Origin of the sequence: Neoaquamicrobium microcysteis, assembly GCF_008180155.1 — a bacterium.
Taxonomy (GTDB): domain Bacteria; phylum Pseudomonadota; class Alphaproteobacteria; order Rhizobiales; family Rhizobiaceae; genus Aerobium; species Aerobium microcysteis.
Genome location: NZ_VSZS01000046.1, coordinates 14627 through 30813 on the forward strand (window position 1 = coordinate 14627; position 16187 = coordinate 30813).

Genomic DNA, 16187 nt, shown 5'->3' on the forward strand with positions numbered 1-16187 from the left:
CCGCAAACGACCCCTAAGTGCCGGCCAGCGTGCCAATGGTGGCGCGCCCCTTCTGCCGGCGCACTGACAAATAGCGCTCGTGATCCGCTTTCGTATCGAAGACCTCAGCCGGGATATCCGCCTTGGGATGTAGAACCAGTAGGTCGACCCAGAGCCTGGCGAATTCAGGGTCCGAATCCAGCAGTTCCTCGATGATCTGTTCGATCACCTTCGCCTCTCCGGCGGGGTGGTCAACCCAGTCGGCTAGTTGAGGCGGTCGTCCTGCGGTCTCTTCGATGATGCCGCGGCCCAGCGCGTGAAAGGTGGTCACCCGGCATTCCAGGTTTGCCGCATCGACGCCGAGTTGACGGGAAATCCGCTCTTTCAGTTCCTCGGCCGCGCTCTTGTTGAAGGCGAGTACAAGGATTTCTTCGGGGTGATGGAGCTGCCTGTCGAGGACATAGGCCACCTTGCCGACCATGGTGGCGGACTTTCCAGACCCCGCCGAGGCGACCAGAAGGTTGTTGTCCTCCAGACGGATGCAGGCCTCCCGCTGCTGGTCGGACAAGGATCGTCCGTCGAGGTCGTCGAAGAACGGACCGCATCTGGCGAGTTCGGCGGAAACAAACTCATCATTGTACCGATGACGAACGGTTGGATCGGTAAGGAAGGCGAACGACGACGGCAGGGCGGCCTTCAAATGCGATGGCATCATCTCCGGATCGAAGAGGGGATGGGACAATGCTGCTGCGGCTTTGCCCGGAACAGCCGCAATCGCCCGCGCAAGATCGGCGTGGGCCAGATACTGCCGCCGGCGCTCCGTGATGGCCCGAAGCCGGATATCCACCTCGTGCAGTCGGTCAGCCTCAGAGGCAACCAGCTCGAACAGGTGGCTGTTGATGAAGCCGTAGAGATCAGCCGCGAGCTGAACAGCGGCCTGTTCTCCAAGACAGGCAAGACTATCGACACGATGGCTGGATCGAACTTCGACGCAGTGCCATAGCAACGCTTTGCTGACCGAGATGGCAATAACATCGACGCATGGTAGATCGATGCTGCCGCCCGAGACCAATCGCACGATTTTTGGTGTCGAAGCGTTGAGCGTCAGCTTCCACCGTCCGGACGGCAGAAACCGCGCGAAAAAACCAGGCCGATATGTTCGAGTGCGTCCAGACATGCTGGACTAGGTGCCATATCAATGGCTGATCGTCACGCCGCACGTTTTCGGTGTGTAGGCCGGCGAGTGAAGGATCAGTTGGCCCCTCGCGAGCCTGTCCCCTGGGAGAGCGCCAATCTCACGGCGCCTTCGAGAGCGCCTTTGCCGTACTCGCGGTCGAACATCGACGATACCACGACGGGCATGCCGGGGTACCTGAGATGCAACTCCGGGCTGTCTTCGTAGATGGAAATGCCGAAGGGCAGGTAGTCGACTTTTATCCGATAGCCGCAGACGTAGTCGAAGTGAAAGGCGTCGTCCTGGCGGCGCCGTCCCCTGTGGTCGTGCGCGGCCTCGCGCAGGCCCTCATCGAGAATTGCGTTGAGGGCTTCACCCTTGCGGCCATGGGCCTCGATCGCGCCCAAACCGACGGGCTCCGATAAGGCGAGGAGCTCGTTTAGCAGTCGGCGTTCGAATTCGGGCGGAACCCTCTCATTGATCCAGATATAGGTGACGCTCAGTTCTCCATCTTGGTCATGATCGACGATCATCAGTACGCCTTCTCGACTCCCTTGAGCGCCATAGTTGAACTCTTTTGTCGGAATCCAAACAAGGGACTGCCTGCGCGTGCAGTAGGGGATGATGCAGGAATTTGCGTCCCGCTACCTATTCGCCGGAAGCCAGCCAGCGGCAACGGGTCTGTTGTCCGAAGATTGTCACAATTCCGCACGCTGTTTCCTTTTCAGCGCATCGCCGTCATGCGACAAATAATTCAAACTGGCGATCATCCGGTCGCCTGTCGCACGACCACTCAGCGCGGCGACGAGCATACTCTTCCTCGAAACGATTGCGCTCGAAAAACCAGATGCGCATCAGGGGATAGATCTGCTCGTCATAGAGGTGCCGCTGTTCGTCGGTCAGCTGCTCGAAATCCCAATCGTCAAGCAGGAAGGCGACCTCATCTTCCGGTCGGCCGTCATCGAAATAGCCTTCCTCGCACATCTCCTCGAGAATGCCGGCGGCGGCTGTTTCGAACAGCCATTCGTTTTCCTTGTCACCCGACGTCAAACGGAAGCGCGGAGGCTCCTGCACCAGTTCGAGATCGGCCGTATCCGGAATCCTGTCTGGCGGCCATCCGACGCAGCATGCCTTCACGGCCGCTTGGTCGGCCTCGTCCCAGACGCCGCAGATGGCAAGTTCAGCTTCGGGAGCAGGGTTGGGAACCCCTTAATGTCCCAGCCCTCGACGATGAACCGGGCTGTTGCCGCCTGATCGGCCGTTATGCCGGCCTCGTCGAACACCGCCTGCGCGGCAAGCAAACCGCGGTCGATGTCATCGGGCTTGGCTCCCTCGATGTGAATCGTGATGGTCATTTGTCTGTCTCCATCGGCGCTTTTGACAGCCGCAGCGCGGTCTTCCTTCCCTTGCGTTCTCCCTCCTACTTTCGGAGTCCGATTGACTCTTTGTCGGGATGAGAACAAATGTAGAACATATCACAGGCTTTCCGCGTTTCAAGGGTCAGATGAGTATATCGGCGCCCCCTGCTGCCATTTCCGAGCTTCGAGAACGCATCGCGCGTCTCGAAGGCGGAAACGTACGCGCCCGCACGGTTTTGCCGTTCGGGGTGGCCCCGATCGACACGGTTCTGCCGGGAGGAGGATTGGCTTTTGGCGGTCTGCACGAGGTCGCGGGCGGTGGGAACGGCGCCGTGGATGGCGCGGCCGCGGCACTCTTCGCAGCGGGAATTGCCGCGCGCGTGACCGGCAAGGTGCTGTGGTGCGTTACCCGGCCCGACCTGTTCGCGCCGGCGATCGAACAGGCCGGCCTTCCTCCGGGAAGGGTGATCTATCTCGAAGCCGGCGACGAAAAGACCCTTCTCGCCTGCTTCGAGGAGGGTCTTCGTGGCGGTTTTGGCGCTGTCGTTGCCGAGGTCGCCCGGCTTTCGATGACTGCCTCGCGGCGCCTGCAGCTCGCCGCGGAGAGTTCCGGTGCAATCGGCATCGCCATTCGCCGCTGGCGCCGACAGACGGAGGCAACCGATTTCGGCCAGCCGACAGCCGCAGAGACCCGCTGGCGGGTGTCAATACTGCCGTCGACGCCATTGCCGGTGCCGGGCGTCGGGCGGGCGCGCTGGCATCTCGAACTCATCCGATGCCGGGCCGGAGAGAGTGCGGATTTTACAGTGGAGGCATGCGATGCCAAGGGTCGTATCGCTCTTCCTTCCGATGTGGCCGACAGACCGCTTCAGAAGGAAATCGGGCGACGCCGCGCCTCGGCCTGAGACGCCGCTCGTTCTCGTCGGCCGTGATGGAAGCCGCCGTGTCGTGCTCGCGGCCGATGCGGCAGCACGCGCCGCCGGCCTGCGCATCGGCATGCCGGCGAGCAAGGCGCAGGCGCTGGTCCCGGGCCTGATCGTTCATGACGCAGAACCGGAAGCAGATGTCGACGCGCTCGAGCGGTTGGCGCTGTGGGCGCTTCGCCGCTATGCGCCGGTCGCCGCCGCCGATCCGCCGGACGGCATCGTGATCGACACGACCGGCGCCGATCATCTGCATGGCGGCGAGGCGGCAATGCTTACAGAGATGGTGGAGCGGCTTGGCTCGTCCGGTTTCACCGCCCGCGCCGCAGTCGCCGATACATGGGGTGCAGCCCACGCACTGGCTCGCTTCGGTACGCGGGCCACAACTGTGATCCTCTCCGGTGAGACCGCGCGGGCGATCCTGCCTTTGCCGATCGCTGCCCTTCGCCTTCCCGCCGCGACGATCGATAGCCTGCGACGGCTTGGCTTCGAGACAATCGCGGATCTTGCTGGCACGCCGCGCGCATCGCTGGCCTTGCGTTTTGGTCCCGAACCCGGCCGCCGCCTCGACCAGGCGTTCGGGCGGGTCAGCGAACCGATCGAGCCGATCCGGCCGGAGGAGATCGTCGAGGTGCGCCGCAATTTTGCCGAACCGATTGGCGCGCCAGAGACCATCGCCCGCTATACGGGCAAGCTGGTGGCCGAACTTTGCGCCGAACTTGAGACGCGAGGGCAGGGCGCGCGACGGCTCGACCTTCTGTTCTTCCGCGTCGACAACCGCGTCGAGGCGATCCGTGCCGCCACTGCAACGCCGGTTCGTGACACGAAGCGTTTGACCCGGCTTCTCACCGACAAGATCGAGACCATCGATCCGGGGTTCGGCATCGAACTGATGCGGCTTGCCGCGACCGTTGCCGAGCCGCTGCGGGCGAGGCAGATGATTTCCTCGCTTGCCGAGGCGCCCGAGCCCGATGTGTCGGATGTGATCGACATTCTCGCCAACCGTGTCGGCGAGGACCGGCTCTATCGTTTCGCCCCGATGCAGAGCGACGTTCCCGAACGCTCCGTTCAGCGCATTGCGCCGATGGCGCCCGATACCGGCGAGGGCTGGCCCGGCCATTGGCCGCGCCCAACTCGGCTGCTGCCACGGCCCGAGCCGATCGAGACGGTAGCGCTCCTCCCCGACCATCCGCCCGTGACCTTCACCTGGCGCGGGGTGCGCCGCCGCGTGAAGCGGGCAGACGGCCCGGAACGCGTTTTCGGAGAATGGTGGAAGCGCGACGCCGAGCTCGCGGCGGTGCGCGACTATTTCCAGGTCGAGGACGAGAACGGCGAGCGCTACTGGGTCTACCGCGCCGGCGACGGCGAGGATGCCGCGACCGGATCGCACAAGTGGTTCATGCACGGGATCTTCGGATGACTGGCGGAACCCGATATTCCGAGTTGCAGGTCACCTCGCATTTCTCGTTCCTGCGTGGGGCGAGCAGCTGCGAAGAGCTGTTCGCGCAGGCGGCGTTGCTTGGTATCGAGGCGCTGGCTGTCGTCGATCGCAATTCGCTTGCCGGCATAGTCCGAGCACACGAAGCGGCGAAGGCGACAGGCGTCCGGCTGATCGTCGGCTGCCGGCTCGATCTCGCCGACGGCATGTCGGTCCTGGTCTATCCGACCGACCGGCCGGCCTACTCACGGCTTTGCCGCCTGCTGTCGCTCGGCAAGGGCAGGGCCGGCAAAGCCAAGTGTCATCTCGAATGGGATGATGTCGTCGCCTATGGCGAAGGACTGATCGCGGTGCTCGTGCCGGACGAAGCCGATGATCTTTGCGCCGTTCGTCTGCGGTGGCTGCGCGAGGCTTTCGGCGATCGCGCCTATCTGGCGCTCACCTTGCGCCGGCGCCCGAACGACCAGCTTCGCCTTCACGACCTGTCGAACCTCGCAACGGCAATGAGTGTCCGGCACGTCATCACCAATGACGTGCTCTTCCACGAGCCGGCCCGCCGCATGATGCAGGATGTCGTCACCTGCATTCGCCACAACGTCACCATCGATGACGCCGGCTTCCGGCGTGAACGCCATGCCGATCGTTACCTCAAACCTGGCGATGAGATGGCACGGCTCTTCAGCCGTTATCCCGAGGCCCTGGCGCGCACGATCGAAATCGCCGACCGCTGCCGTTTCTCAATGGACGAGCTCGCCTATCAATACCCCCAGGAGAAGACTATGCCGGGGCTGACCGCCCAGCAGGCGCTCGAAAAACTGACCTGGGAGGGTGCTGCCCGCCGCTACCCCGAAGGTCTGCCCGACAAGGTCGTCGGCATACTCAAACACGAGCTACAGCTGATCGAGACGCTCGAATACGCACCGTACTTCCTGACGGTGAACTCGATCGTCCGTTTCGCCCGCAGCCAGGACATTCTTTGCCAGGGCCGCGGCTCGGCCGCCAATTCCGCCGTCTGCTACGTGCTGGGCATTACCTCCATCGATCCCGAACGCAACAATCTCTTGTTTGAGAGGTTCGTCAGTCAGGAGCGGCGCGAGCCGCCCGACATCGATGTCGATTTCGAGCATGAGCGGCGCGAGATCGTCATGCAGTGGGTCTATGAGACCTACGGCCGCGACCACGCAGCACTTTGCTCTACCGTCATCCGTTATCGCACCAAGGGTGCCGTCCGCGACGTCGGCAAGGCGCTCGGCCTGCCCGAGGACATGACCAAACTCCTGTCCTCCCAGATCTGGGGCCATGGCGAGGCTGTCGATGAGCAGCGCGCTCGAGAGCTCAACCTCAATCTCAGCGATCGGCGGCTGCGCCTGACTCTCGAACTGGCAGCGCAACTTGCCGGAACACCGCGGCATCTCTCGCAGCATCCGGGCGGCTTTGTGCTGACGCACGATCGGCTTGACGACCTCGTGCCGATCGAACCGGCGGCGATGAAGGATCGCCAGGTCGTGGAATGGGACAAGGATGACATCGACGCCTTGCGCTTCATGAAGGTGGATGTCCTGGCGCTCGGCATGCTCACCTGCATGAAGCGGTCCTTTGATCTCCTGTCCGAGCACAAGGGAATTGACGTCGACCTGGCCACCATCCCGGCCGAGGATCCGCGCACCTACGCGATGATCAGGAAGGCCGACACGCTCGGCGTCTTCCAGATCGAATCCCGTGCGCAGATGTCGATGCTGCCGCGTATCAAGCCGCGAACTTTCTACGATCTGGTCATCGAGGTCGCGATCGTCCGACCCGGCCCGATCCAGGGCGACATGGTGCATCCCTATCTTCGCCGGCGCGATGGGACGGAAGAGGTGACGTTTCCGACACCAGAGCTCGAGCGCGTTCTCGGCAAGACACTCGGCGTGCCGCTGTTTCAGGAGCAGGCAATGCAGGTCTCCATGGTCTGCGCCGGCTTTTCCGCCGGCGAGGCCGACCAGCTGCGGCGCGCCATGGCCACTTTCAAGCACACCGGCGGCGTCTCGAAGTTCCGCGACAAGCTGGTCAATGGCATGATCGCCAACGGCTACACTCCCGAGTTCGCCGAAAAAACCTTTTCGCAACTCGAAGGCTTCGGCAGCTACGGCTTTCCCGAAAGCCACGCCGCCTCCTTCGCGCTGATCGCCTACGCCTCCTCCTGGATGAAATGCTGGCATCCGGATGTCTTCTGTGCCGCACTTCTGAACTCGCAGCCGATGGGCTTCTATCTGCCGGCGCAGATCGTGCGCGACGCACGCGATCATGGCGTCGAGGTGCGCCCGGTCTGCGTCAATGCCAGCCGCTGGGATTGCACGCTTGAGCCGACCGATATCGAAGATCGCTTCGCGGTCCGCCTCGGCCTACGCATGGTGAAGGGTCTCGCCAATGACGACGCGGCCGCGATCGTCGCGGCGAGGGCCGATGAACCTTTCATCTCGGTCGATGATCTCTGGCGCCGCGCCGGGGTGCCGTCGGCGTCGCTTGTCCAGCTCGCCGAAGCCGACGCATTTCTGCCGGATCTGAAGCTTGCCCGCCGCGATGCGCTCTGGGCGATCAAGGCGCTGCGCGATGAACCTTTGCCCCTGTTCGCGGCCGCTACGTCCCGTGAACACAAAACGGTGCCTGAGATCCACGAGCCTGTCGTTGCGCTGAGGCCGATGACGGCTGGCCGCGAAGTCGTGGAGGATTACGGCCATGTCGGGCTGACCTTGCGCAGCCACCCGGTGTCGTTTCTGCGTGCCGATCTTCATCGCCGCCGCATCGTGACCTGTCAGGAAGCCATGCATGCGCGAGACAAGCGATGGCTGCAAGCCGCCGGCCTGGTGCTCGTCCGGCAACGGCCGGGCTCGGCCAAAGGCGTGATGTTCCTCACCATGGAGGATGAGACCGGCGCCGCAAACGTCGTCGTCTGGGTCAAGGTGTTCGAGAAATTCCGGCGCGTGCTTCTCTCCTCCGCCATGCTCGGCGTGCGCGGTCGCATCCAGCGAGAAGGGGAGGTGGTGCATCTCGTCGCCCACGAGCTGACCGATCTGTCGGCCGAGCTGGCCAGCGTAGGAAACCGCGAGGCGCCGTTTCCGTTGCCGCACGGCCGCGGTGACGAGGCGCACCATGGCGGATCGGGGATCGATCCGCGGGGGCTGCTGAAGGCACGCGATATCGTCGATCCCTACGAGCACATCGACCGGATCAAGGTGAAGACGCGGGATTTCCGGTAGAGACATGGAAACGCTGGCGACAATCCTCCATGCGGATCTCGATGCCTTCTACGCATCGGTCGAGCAATTGCTGAATCCATCCCTGCGCGGGAAGCCGATCGCCGTGGGTGGCGGTGTCGTGCTTGCCGCCTCCTACGAGGCCAAGGCCTTCGGCGTTCGCGGCGGCATGCCGGGAAGGCGGGCGCGCGAACTCTGTCCGCAGCTGATTTTCGTGGGCGGCAACTTCAAGGATTACAAGCGGCTCGGCGACGCCGCGATTGAGGTACTTGGCGATTTCACGCCGCTGGTCGAGCGCATCTCGATCGATGAGGCTTTCGCCGACGTTGCCGGCTGCACGCACCTTTTTGGTTCGCCGGTAGAGATAGCCGTCAAAGTCCGGTGGCGGGTGCGGGAAGAACTTGGTCTTCCAATCTCCGTCGGTATTGCCCGCACCAAGCATCTGGCAAAAATCGCATCGCAGGTCGCCAAGCCGGACGGCCTTGTCGTGGTTGACCCGGGCACCGAGCTAGAGTTCCTCCATGATCTTCCTGTCGAGCTGATGTGGGGCGTCGGCCCCGTGACCAAAGCGAAGCTGACCGAGCTGGGCATTCTCACCATCGGCCAGTTGGCAAACACACCGGGACGCTCGCTCGAACGGCTGCTTGGCCCGGCCGCCGGCGAGAAGCTCTCGGCCCTGGCCTGGAATCGAGACCCCCGCGAAATCCGAACCCACCATCGTGCGCGCTCCGCCGGCGCACAGTCGGCACTGGGAAGAAAGCCGGCTGTCGAGCGTGTCATCAAACCAACGCTGCTGCACCTTGCTGATAGGGTCGCCACACGCCTACGCGCAAAATCGCTTGCCGGCAGCACGGTCACAGCGCGCGTGCGGTTCGCCGACCTGCGCGCCGTGACGCGATCCATGACGCTCGATGTGCCGATCTCCGCCACGGTGATGCTGGCCGAGATTGGCGAGGAGCTGGTTCGCGCCGCGCTTGCCGATCACCCGGAGGAGAGAACGATCACGCTGCTGGCGATCTCGGTGTCACATCTCAGGTCGCAGCCCGAAATCCAGCTCGATCTCCCGCTCGGCCTTCCGGATGAAAGCCGAAGACCTGGCGCCGGCAGAGGCATCGCCCGCTGGACCGCCGATCGCGCTGTCGACGCCATTCGCGAGCGTTTCGGATGGGCGGCCGTGGGCTACGGCTCCGCTGCTTTGGAGATCACCCGGTCGGTTCCCGACGCGTTCAGGGAGCTTGCCGAGAAAGATTTATGACCGTGATCCGTCCTAGGCCGGCGACCACAGTCACATCGTCACCCAAGTGGCGAAAACCTGTTGCCACCCCTCGCAGCCATTGACGACAAGCACAACGAACGGCCCGATTGAGGACAAAGCGGACCTCTCCGACCACGGTTTCGTGGCGGAAAGCGGCCATCCAGATAAGCCAGCCGCTCTGGCTAGTTCCGACTCGCTCTGAGGCTAGCGCGACCCCTAATACTTCGAGGCACCATCAATCATTGCCATAATCAGGCTCGAACTCCATCTCGCGCTCTTGCCGATCCTCGTAGATGTAGTTCAGGCCAGCGGCTTCGATTTCATCGTTACCCATGAGAGTCAGGTCGCACGTCGGGCAGCGAAACTCTTCGCCGGCAAACTCGCGGTCGACGATTTCCCAAATGGCGTACTCATCGCGCTCTTCACTGATGTCCTCACCGGTCTGTTCGCCTGTCATGAAGGCGCGACATTTGCAGGCTGGGCAGCTCTCGATCCAAATCTCGTCGTAGCTGCCCTTGAAGAGGCCAGTCTGATGCTGGGGCGCCCGCAGTTCAGCCTCGGCCGCCAGGCGCGCGCGTTCGGCGTTCTTCAACGTCCCGAACTGCTCCTTGGCGGCTTCAACGCGAAGTTTAACGGCGGCATCGAGGGCTCTAGCCGCCTCGTCGAGCAACTGGCGTGGAGCCTTTGCATCTGCCGCGCCGAGCCATTGCTCGAGCGAAGATCCCATCTGGTTTAAGATCGTATCGCAGGCATGCCAGTAGCGCGCTTCCCAAGCGTCCAGTCTCATGGTCCGGAACGGAAGATCGGCCGAGTGGAGCTCAGCGTTGCGGCGTTCCGCGATGTCCTGACAGAATTTTTGAATAGTCTTGTCGAATCTCGGAACAAGATGCGTGAGGCGCTCGAATAAGGTCTTGGCCGTGATAGTCTTCACGTCGGTCGTCACGTTGACGCCGGCGGCGACGAACATCGACTGCCAGTGGGTCGGATCGACCACGAGGCTCGGATGCTTGCGCGCGAGCGCGGCCTTTCCGAGCAGCTCAAGCGCGAGGGAAGCCCAGAGCTGATATTCGTCGAGATCGCCAGCGCCTTTCCTGGCCAGCGCCCGGCCGATGTAGACCTTCGACTTCGCATGGAGCGCGTCGCCGTTGATCGCGATAAACACGTCGTCAGGCATTGATGAGAATCCTCGCTAGGCGTCGGCCCGAGTCCTGGTCCGACGGCCCGCGCCCGTGCAGGAAGCGCCAGTTGTCGATGATCAGGATGTCGCCCCGGCGCCAATGGTGGGTCTCCGGAGAGCCGCCGATCAGCCGATGTGCGACAAGCCGCAGGGCTGCCTGTCCGCGCTCGTCGACGGCTTCAAGGCAGCCAGGGTCGTATCGAAGAAATGTGCGATCGGAGGATATGATGGTCGAGTAAAAGGAGCGCCGGCCGGTTCGCACAAGGATCGGAGCGCCTTCCAGAAGACGAAGCTCCTCCGGCGAAAAGCCGAGGGTTCGCCAATTGATCAGCATCGTCACGGCGCTGGGCGATCCGGGGTCTATGCATCCCAGAAGGAGATAGCGGCATGGACGCGGTCGATGGCTGAGTTCGACGTGGAACGGCAAGGCGTTCAGGCCATATTGCGCGCTCAAGGATCGCGGATGAGCGTCTTCGAATGTTTGGGGCTGGATCACCTCTTCAAGCTTGCCGGCTCTACCCATGACGCGCGTACCGAGCACGTCCGCGATCCGGCCGAGTTCACTCGCGATAGAGTCCGCGTCGCCGCTTTCTGCCACATGCACGACCCATCCGCGCTGGGCCAGCGAGACCAGGAGTGTCGGCGAAGGAGCTGTCACCTCGTCATGCGTCATCATTGTTCTCGACCTCATCGATCGAGACGGACGCGAAGGCGCCGAGCGCGCTCGCGGAAGGCAGCCTCGCCACCCTCCAGGATGTCGCAGACTGCCTTCCGAATTGCTGCGTTTTCGAGCCCGCCCGCCACATAGCTGATCGGCGGAAGACCGCCGGACGGATGTGGGCCTGCTTCGGCGACGATGATCTGGTCGGCGTCCGTGTTGATGACGAGGTTGGCGTTGTGCGTGACCATGATGACCTGGCGCTTCGCCTTGGCGGTGATGAAGAGCGCTACCAGCTCGTCGAACACGGACTTCGGATCGAGATTCTCTTCCGGCTGGTCGATGATCAGCGGGCGATCGTCCGAATCGTCGAGGGCGAGATAGAGCAGCAACAGCACGATGCCCCGCGTGCCGGGCGAGAGCTTTCGGATGTCGACGCCGTCGTACGAGATCTCGTAGCGAACGGCGATGTGGTCGGTGCCAAAGAGCCAATGCGCGAACTGCTTCGACCAGGCGCGAAACTCGGCCTGCTGCGTCGGGGCATAAGGCGCGTGCGACAGCAGGTCCTTGAGGTATTTGCCCATGAAGGTGGTCATCGCGGCCTGAACCTCTGCCGCAGAGCTGGACTCCCACGCGGATTTGAGCGCCTGCGTCGCGGCCGCGATCAGCGAGCCGCGTCCGTAGAACGGCCCGGCCTTGCGCCGGTCGAGGAGTTCTTCCTCCGCGAATGAGCCCCATTCCTCGACGTCGGCGATCCGTCGCACCGTGAAGCTGAGCTTTTTGAGGGTGCCCGAGGACGCCGCGAGACGCGCCATCAGCGGGGCATAGAGGCCGGCGAGTGCGTTCTGTTCGTTGATGATCGCCTCGAAGACCCGGCCGTAGGTGTCGTCGCGCTCGGCCTGCAGGTCCTTTCGGCGAGCGGCAGCGCCCTGCGCATCGGTGAGCCGGGCTTCGAGGGTCTGAAGCGCGGAATTCTCCTGCGCGATGCGCCCGGTCAGTGCCGAGTATTGATCGCGAACCAGCTTGTCGGCGCTGAACAGCGCTTCAAGGCGAATCATTTCGGTCGCGATCGGTGCGAGCGGGAGAGCCGCGAGATCGGCATTGTCGGCGATCAGCGGGACGTTCGGATCTCCTGGCGGCGGCGGAACGCCATTGAGCTTGGCGACCTCCTGATCCGCCCATTCGATGTAGGCGGTCAGACTTTTGTCGACGTCGCCCTTATAGATCAGCATGAATTCGTCCCATTGCTGGGCGTTCAGGCCGCTATTGGCGTGGCGCGCCTGGGCTTGGCGGAGCATCTCCGGCGAGCGCGTGGCGCGCATGCTCCGAACCTCGTCTTGAAGGGCGACGAACGTTCGGCGCTGGTTGCCAAAGGCCTGGATCTTGCTTCGAAGCTTTTGAGCCGCCTCGCTGAGCCGGGTGTGGCGGCTCGTCTGTGCCTCGGTTCCCTTGACCACGAGCTTGGCGAGGTCGGCGTTGTAATCGGCGATCAGTTTCTTCTTCTGAGCAACCTGCGTAGTGAGCGTCGTGACGAGGCTTTCCTTCTCGAACTCGGTGCCGATACGCTCGGAGATGTCTGAGATCGCTTCGGCTTCGCGCTCACGCGCCTGCCGGAAGCGCGCGGTCTGCTGGTCCCGCAGTTCTGCGAAGTCGATCGCCCATTCGCGATCGTCTTGCGAGTGCGACTCGAAGATCACCCTCTCGATCTCGTCAACGAGGCCATCGGAGACGCCCTTCGCCGAACAGAGCTCCTCGACGAACTGCTGGGACAGATAACGGGCCCGCGGAAACGACATGTGGCCGTTGGCGTCGCTGCCGTCGAGCGCACGCGTGACGGTCGCGCCGCCACCCCATGTGAGCGTCGTGGTCGCGTCGCCGATCAGCCTGCGCGCTCGCGCGAGGAAGGACGGGCTAATGTTCTCGTCCCCATCCCACCCGGAGGGCGAGATCGCTTCGCAGCCCGCTGCGATCACGTCGACCAGGGCAGTCTTGCCCGAGCCACGTGCGCCAATGATCGCTACCAAGCCAGGATTGAGCGGGATATCGGGCGTGACCGCCCAGTCCGCGTCGTCAATCCTGATCTGCGAGATGACCTGCGACGGCATTGCCGAGCGAGGCGGCTGCTCGCCGACATAGGCGCGGCCCTCGGGGTCGATGCATGCCTGGCGGAGGGTATCGAATTCCAGCGCGCCCTTGATCCACGAGAACCGATTGTCGACGGGCTGTCCCACGGACTCTTGGTCGTGCGAGTCGCTGCCATGGAGGCAGGGCTTGCATCCGTCATACCGCGCGCGCAGCTCTTCCACGGTTACGCCGGGTCGCTGACCGAGCCAGAATTCGCGCTGGGCCGGGCTGCTCGAGAAGATGATGTGCGCGAACTTTTCGATCTCCTGGCGCACGGTCGTGTCGGCGGCCTGCCGCAGGCCTGACGTTCCATCACCGGTGCCGCCGGCGACGGCAATCAGGATGTTCTTCTTCGCCCATTCGCTTTCGCCGATAACCTTGCGCAGTTGGTCGAAGTTGACCTTGACCTGCGTCGCACCGTATCGGAGCGCGGCACCGTCATCGATGATCGTCGGATCGGCGCGTTTTCCCAGCTTGATCAGCTCGTCGCGCGTGCAGTCGAAGCGGTCGTTGTGGGCGCCGAATTGCAGGCGCTTGAGGATGCGCTTCACCTCGGCGATGTGATCGGGATCTTCCGGACTGACCAGCAGGTGGATATTCACGAAGCCCGACTTCGCCGCGACGTCGAGGCGCAGTTCGATGTTGGGGAAAAGGAGTTGGACGCCGGGTAGCCGGCCGGCGGCCTTGTGCTTGAGAAATTCCTCGTAGGTGTCGGTGACATAGTAGTCGGTGACTGCAATCGCCTCGATCTTCGGAGTCAGGCCTTCGAGGGTCGTGAGATAGGCGCCCCATGGGTCGGTGGCGCCGAACTGGTTGTTCAGGACGGTGCCGGGTGCGTGAATATGCGGCTCCCATCGGTGCCACTCCGAACCGCGATTGATCATACGCCCCCCTTATCTTCTTCTGTCGCGTCCTGCCCCGCAGTGGCAATCAAGCGCCAGCACACGACAGCTTAACCAACGAAAAGTCCTTTCGCGAAGGCGCTTAGGTCGTCATCCACTTCACCACCGCGATACGCCACAACCTCGGCAACCGCCGCGTTCTTGCAGTCAATGATCAAATGAAGGCCGACAGTGTACTCGTAGTCGCCACCTGCCGTTAGGCCGCAGAGCTTAGCGACATCAAGGTCCACACCTCTGCTGTTTCCAGACTTCTTAACCTCTACGACAGCACAGTTGTAATGGGTACGCCTTCGATGGACTATGATGTCAGGGAAGATCGTGATAGCCGACGTGTCATCCGGGGAGGTCGTGAACTCCTCGGGCCGAGGCAGGTTCTTCACTTTCTCGCCCAGCCGATTGTATTCGCAATCGGTGTGCCACTGGTCAAAGTACGGCTCGATGTAAACCGCTAGCCGATGCGTCAGAGTGCGCTCGTTGACACCAATTTCTAAGAGATCAGGTTCGCTAACGAGAAATCTCCGAGTGGCTTCCGCCAGCCTCGCGATCGTTTCTGAAGGTTCAGGGAAATCGTCCGGACGTTCGGGATCAGTCCAAACTTCCGGCTCCCTTGTCATTAGTGAGGTCTCCAAGCTCTCTGTTGATAAACACTATAGTGCTGACCATCGCTGAGCGCATCGTCGAAACTGGTCGACCTCTGATAGCACCCAACTGCTTGCTCAAACGCATTGCCCTAGGTTTCCTTGGAAGAGATCGTCTGACTATCAAGCGAATGTTCGGTCTGGGGAGCTGCCGTGAATGGCGGCTAGATCTCCACAAGGCGGCTATTCCGGACGTTCACTCTGGACTGCCGCCTCCCACGCGGGCTTACGACCCCGGTACCAAGCATCAGACTTTGACTACTAATCTGCGCCCTGACGAACCGTTTCCGCGACCAGCGATCCCTCCGGCAGGGGCCTGAGCAGTTCGCCCTGCGGCCTGGTCAAATGGAGCCAGGCCGCCCAGTTCTCTGGCTGGAGAACCACCACTTGGCGATCATGGTAGGGCGCGACGTCCGGCCCTGGACTTGTCGTCAGCATCGTGAAGGAGGCTGGGTGATTGCCCTGGGCCTCACGCCATAGCCCGGCAATGGCCATGAAGGGTGCCCCGATCAGGCTGAAGCGGTGTTTGGTCTTGGGATACTTCTTGCCGGTGAACTCGTAGAATCCCGATGCCGGGATCAGGCAGCGCTTGCTGTCGGCGAAGTCTCGCCCTTCCGATCTAAAATTGAAGACCGGCCCCCCCCTTGGGACCCGATGGCGGGAAGCTGAAGTTCATCTGGACGAGTTCGATCATGTTGCCGATCGCACGCATGACCGGTCCCATGTCGTTGATCCTGATGTCGTCCGCCTGGGGCAGATCGAGTTCTGTCTGTTGCGTCGGAATCTCCAGCTCCAACGCCTGCATCATCTGGCAATATTCGACCCAGCGAACGTGTTGCTCATAGGCATTGCACATTCCCCAAGGATAGCGTGAACTTCAAGGTCTTTCGAGGGGTAGGGCGTCTTCCTCCGGAACCGGGCTGTCGGCGAAGCTGAAGCCCCGCGTCGCGGGTCTTCACCCTCCGGGCATCTATCCCTGACGCGGGCCGGGGACGCTCGCGAAGCTGGGGGAGTGTTTCTGGGATGCTGAGGGCGATTTTGGCATGGGTGGAGAGGCGGCATGCGATCCGTCGCCGATGGCGGGAAGACGCCCGGCGCCTCGTCCGGCTCCTCGGCCCGATGGCCTACTATGAGGCACAACGGCTTGCCGCAAGGTCCCGCGCGATCGAAGACGGCCAGTTTCTCCATTGGGCAAAGGTAGCTGCCGAGGTGGCGCGTGTCCGTCGTCAGGGTTTTTGGGACAACCGGCGGCGTGAGCTAACGGAGGCTCTGGTCCATCAGGTTTGTCACATTAGGCCGCTGCATCTCGATGAAGCAAGCGGCGC

General features: G+C 62.7%; 13 protein-coding genes and 1 pseudogene. 5 read left to right on the forward strand and 9 right to left on the reverse strand.

Annotated elements, in window-relative coordinates; all coding sequences use genetic code 11:
• Positions 1-13 precede the first annotated feature (13 nt).
• The 4 genes from FY036_RS00955 to FY036_RS00970 form a co-directional block, all read right to left on the reverse strand.
• Complete coding sequence (locus tag FY036_RS00955; RefSeq protein WP_148912851.1) at positions 14-1156, reverse strand: UvrD-helicase domain-containing protein; 1143 nt, start codon at positions 1154-1156, stop codon at positions 14-16.
• 74 nt (positions 1157-1230) lie between these two features.
• Positions 1231-1686, reverse strand: a complete 456-nt coding sequence (locus FY036_RS00960) for a hypothetical protein (RefSeq protein ID WP_148912852.1) — start codon at positions 1684-1686, stop codon at positions 1231-1233.
• 205 nt (positions 1687-1891) lie between these two features.
• A complete protein-coding gene (locus FY036_RS00965) occupies positions 1892-2227 on the reverse strand; it encodes a hypothetical protein (RefSeq protein WP_148912853.1) in 336 nt (111 codons plus the stop codon).
• Positions 2228-2286: 59 nt separating this feature from the next.
• Positions 2287-2508 (reverse strand): hypothetical protein, encoded by a 222-nt coding sequence (locus tag FY036_RS00970; protein ID WP_148912854.1) that lies wholly within the window; start codon positions 2506-2508, stop codon positions 2287-2289.
• Positions 2509-2657: 149 nt separating this feature from the next.
• Between FY036_RS00970 and FY036_RS00975 the strand changes: the two genes are divergently transcribed.
• The 4 genes from FY036_RS00975 to dinB are packed head-to-tail and all read left to right on the forward strand — an operon-like array spanning position 2658 to position 9363.
• Positions 2658-3416, forward strand: a complete 759-nt coding sequence (locus FY036_RS00975) for an ImuA family protein (protein WP_148912855.1) — start codon at positions 2658-2660, stop codon at positions 3414-3416.
• Entirely contained in the window at positions 3331-4854 is a 1524-nt protein-coding gene (locus FY036_RS00980) for a Y-family DNA polymerase (protein ID WP_148912856.1), read from the forward strand. Before FY036_RS00975 ends, FY036_RS00980 begins: the two co-directional genes overlap by 86 nt.
• A complete protein-coding gene (locus FY036_RS00985) occupies positions 4851-8111 on the forward strand; it encodes an error-prone DNA polymerase (protein WP_148912857.1) in 3261 nt (1086 codons plus the stop codon). The genes FY036_RS00980 and FY036_RS00985 overlap by 4 nt, the downstream gene beginning before the upstream one ends.
• Before the next feature lie 4 nt (positions 8112-8115).
• Positions 8116-9363 (forward strand): DNA polymerase IV, encoded by a 1248-nt coding sequence (gene dinB, locus FY036_RS00990; protein WP_148912858.1) that lies wholly within the window; start codon positions 8116-8118, stop codon positions 9361-9363.
• Between the two features lie 235 nt (positions 9364-9598).
• Here dinB and FY036_RS00995 read toward each other — a convergent pair whose 3' ends face one another.
• From FY036_RS00995 to FY036_RS01015, 5 genes and pseudogenes are all read right to left on the reverse strand, one after another.
• Complete coding sequence (locus FY036_RS00995; RefSeq protein WP_148912859.1) at positions 9599-10537, reverse strand: hypothetical protein; 939 nt, start codon at positions 10535-10537, stop codon at positions 9599-9601.
• Complete coding sequence (locus tag FY036_RS01000; RefSeq protein WP_235897432.1) at positions 10530-11216, reverse strand: TauD/TfdA family dioxygenase; 687 nt, start codon at positions 11214-11216, stop codon at positions 10530-10532. Before FY036_RS01000 ends, FY036_RS00995 begins: the two co-directional genes overlap by 8 nt.
• Positions 11217-11227: 11 nt before the next feature.
• Positions 11228-14206, reverse strand: a complete 2979-nt coding sequence (locus FY036_RS01005; protein ID WP_148912860.1) for a TrlF family AAA-like ATPase — start codon at positions 14204-14206, stop codon at positions 11228-11230.
• Positions 14207-14274: 68 nt separating this feature from the next.
• On the reverse strand, positions 14275-14838 hold the full coding sequence (locus tag FY036_RS01010) for a hypothetical protein (RefSeq protein WP_148912861.1): 564 nt from the start codon (positions 14836-14838) through the stop codon (positions 14275-14277).
• A gap of 285 nt (positions 14839-15123) precedes the next feature.
• Positions 15124-15718: pseudogene (locus tag FY036_RS01015) on the reverse strand (SOS response-associated peptidase).
• A 167-nt stretch (positions 15719-15885) separates the two neighbouring features.
• On the opposite strand from FY036_RS01015, the gene FY036_RS24020 reads away from it, so the two are divergent.
• A partial coding sequence (locus FY036_RS24020) for a hypothetical protein (RefSeq protein ID WP_210247461.1) occupies positions 15886-16187 on the forward strand: 302 nt, incomplete at its 3' end.

What these genes read in the sequence shown, in the direction of transcription:
- FY036_RS00980 (WP_148912856.1), top strand. Translation starts at nt 3,331, where the DNA reads ATGCCAAGGGTCGTATCGCTCTTCCTTCCGATGTGGCCGACAGACCGC.
- FY036_RS00960 (WP_148912852.1), bottom strand. Translation starts at nt 1,686, where the DNA reads ATGATCGTCGATCATGACCAAGATGGAGAACTGAGCGTCACCTATATC.
- dinB (WP_148912858.1), top strand. Translation starts at nt 8,116, where the DNA reads ATGGAAACGCTGGCGACAATCCTCCATGCGGATCTCGATGCCTTCTAC.
- FY036_RS00955 (WP_148912851.1), bottom strand. Translation starts at nt 1,156, where the DNA reads ATGTCTGGACGCACTCGAACATATCGGCCTGGTTTTTTCGCGCGGTTT.
- FY036_RS01005 (WP_148912860.1), bottom strand. Translation starts at nt 14,206, where the DNA reads ATGATCAATCGCGGTTCGGAGTGGCACCGATGGGAGCCGCATATTCAC.
- FY036_RS00985 (WP_148912857.1), top strand. Translation starts at nt 4,851, where the DNA reads ATGACTGGCGGAACCCGATATTCCGAGTTGCAGGTCACCTCGCATTTC.
- FY036_RS01010 (WP_148912861.1), bottom strand. Translation starts at nt 14,838, where the DNA reads ATGACAAGGGAGCCGGAAGTTTGGACTGATCCCGAACGTCCGGACGAT.
- FY036_RS00995 (WP_148912859.1), bottom strand. Translation starts at nt 10,537, where the DNA reads ATGCCTGACGACGTGTTTATCGCGATCAACGGCGACGCGCTCCATGCG.
- FY036_RS00970 (WP_148912854.1), bottom strand. Translation starts at nt 2,508, where the DNA reads ATGACCATCACGATTCACATCGAGGGAGCCAAGCCCGATGACATCGAC.
- FY036_RS01000 (WP_235897432.1), bottom strand. Translation starts at nt 11,216, where the DNA reads ATGATGACGCATGACGAGGTGACAGCTCCTTCGCCGACACTCCTGGTC.
- FY036_RS00975 (WP_148912855.1), top strand. Translation starts at nt 2,658, where the DNA reads ATGAGTATATCGGCGCCCCCTGCTGCCATTTCCGAGCTTCGAGAACGC.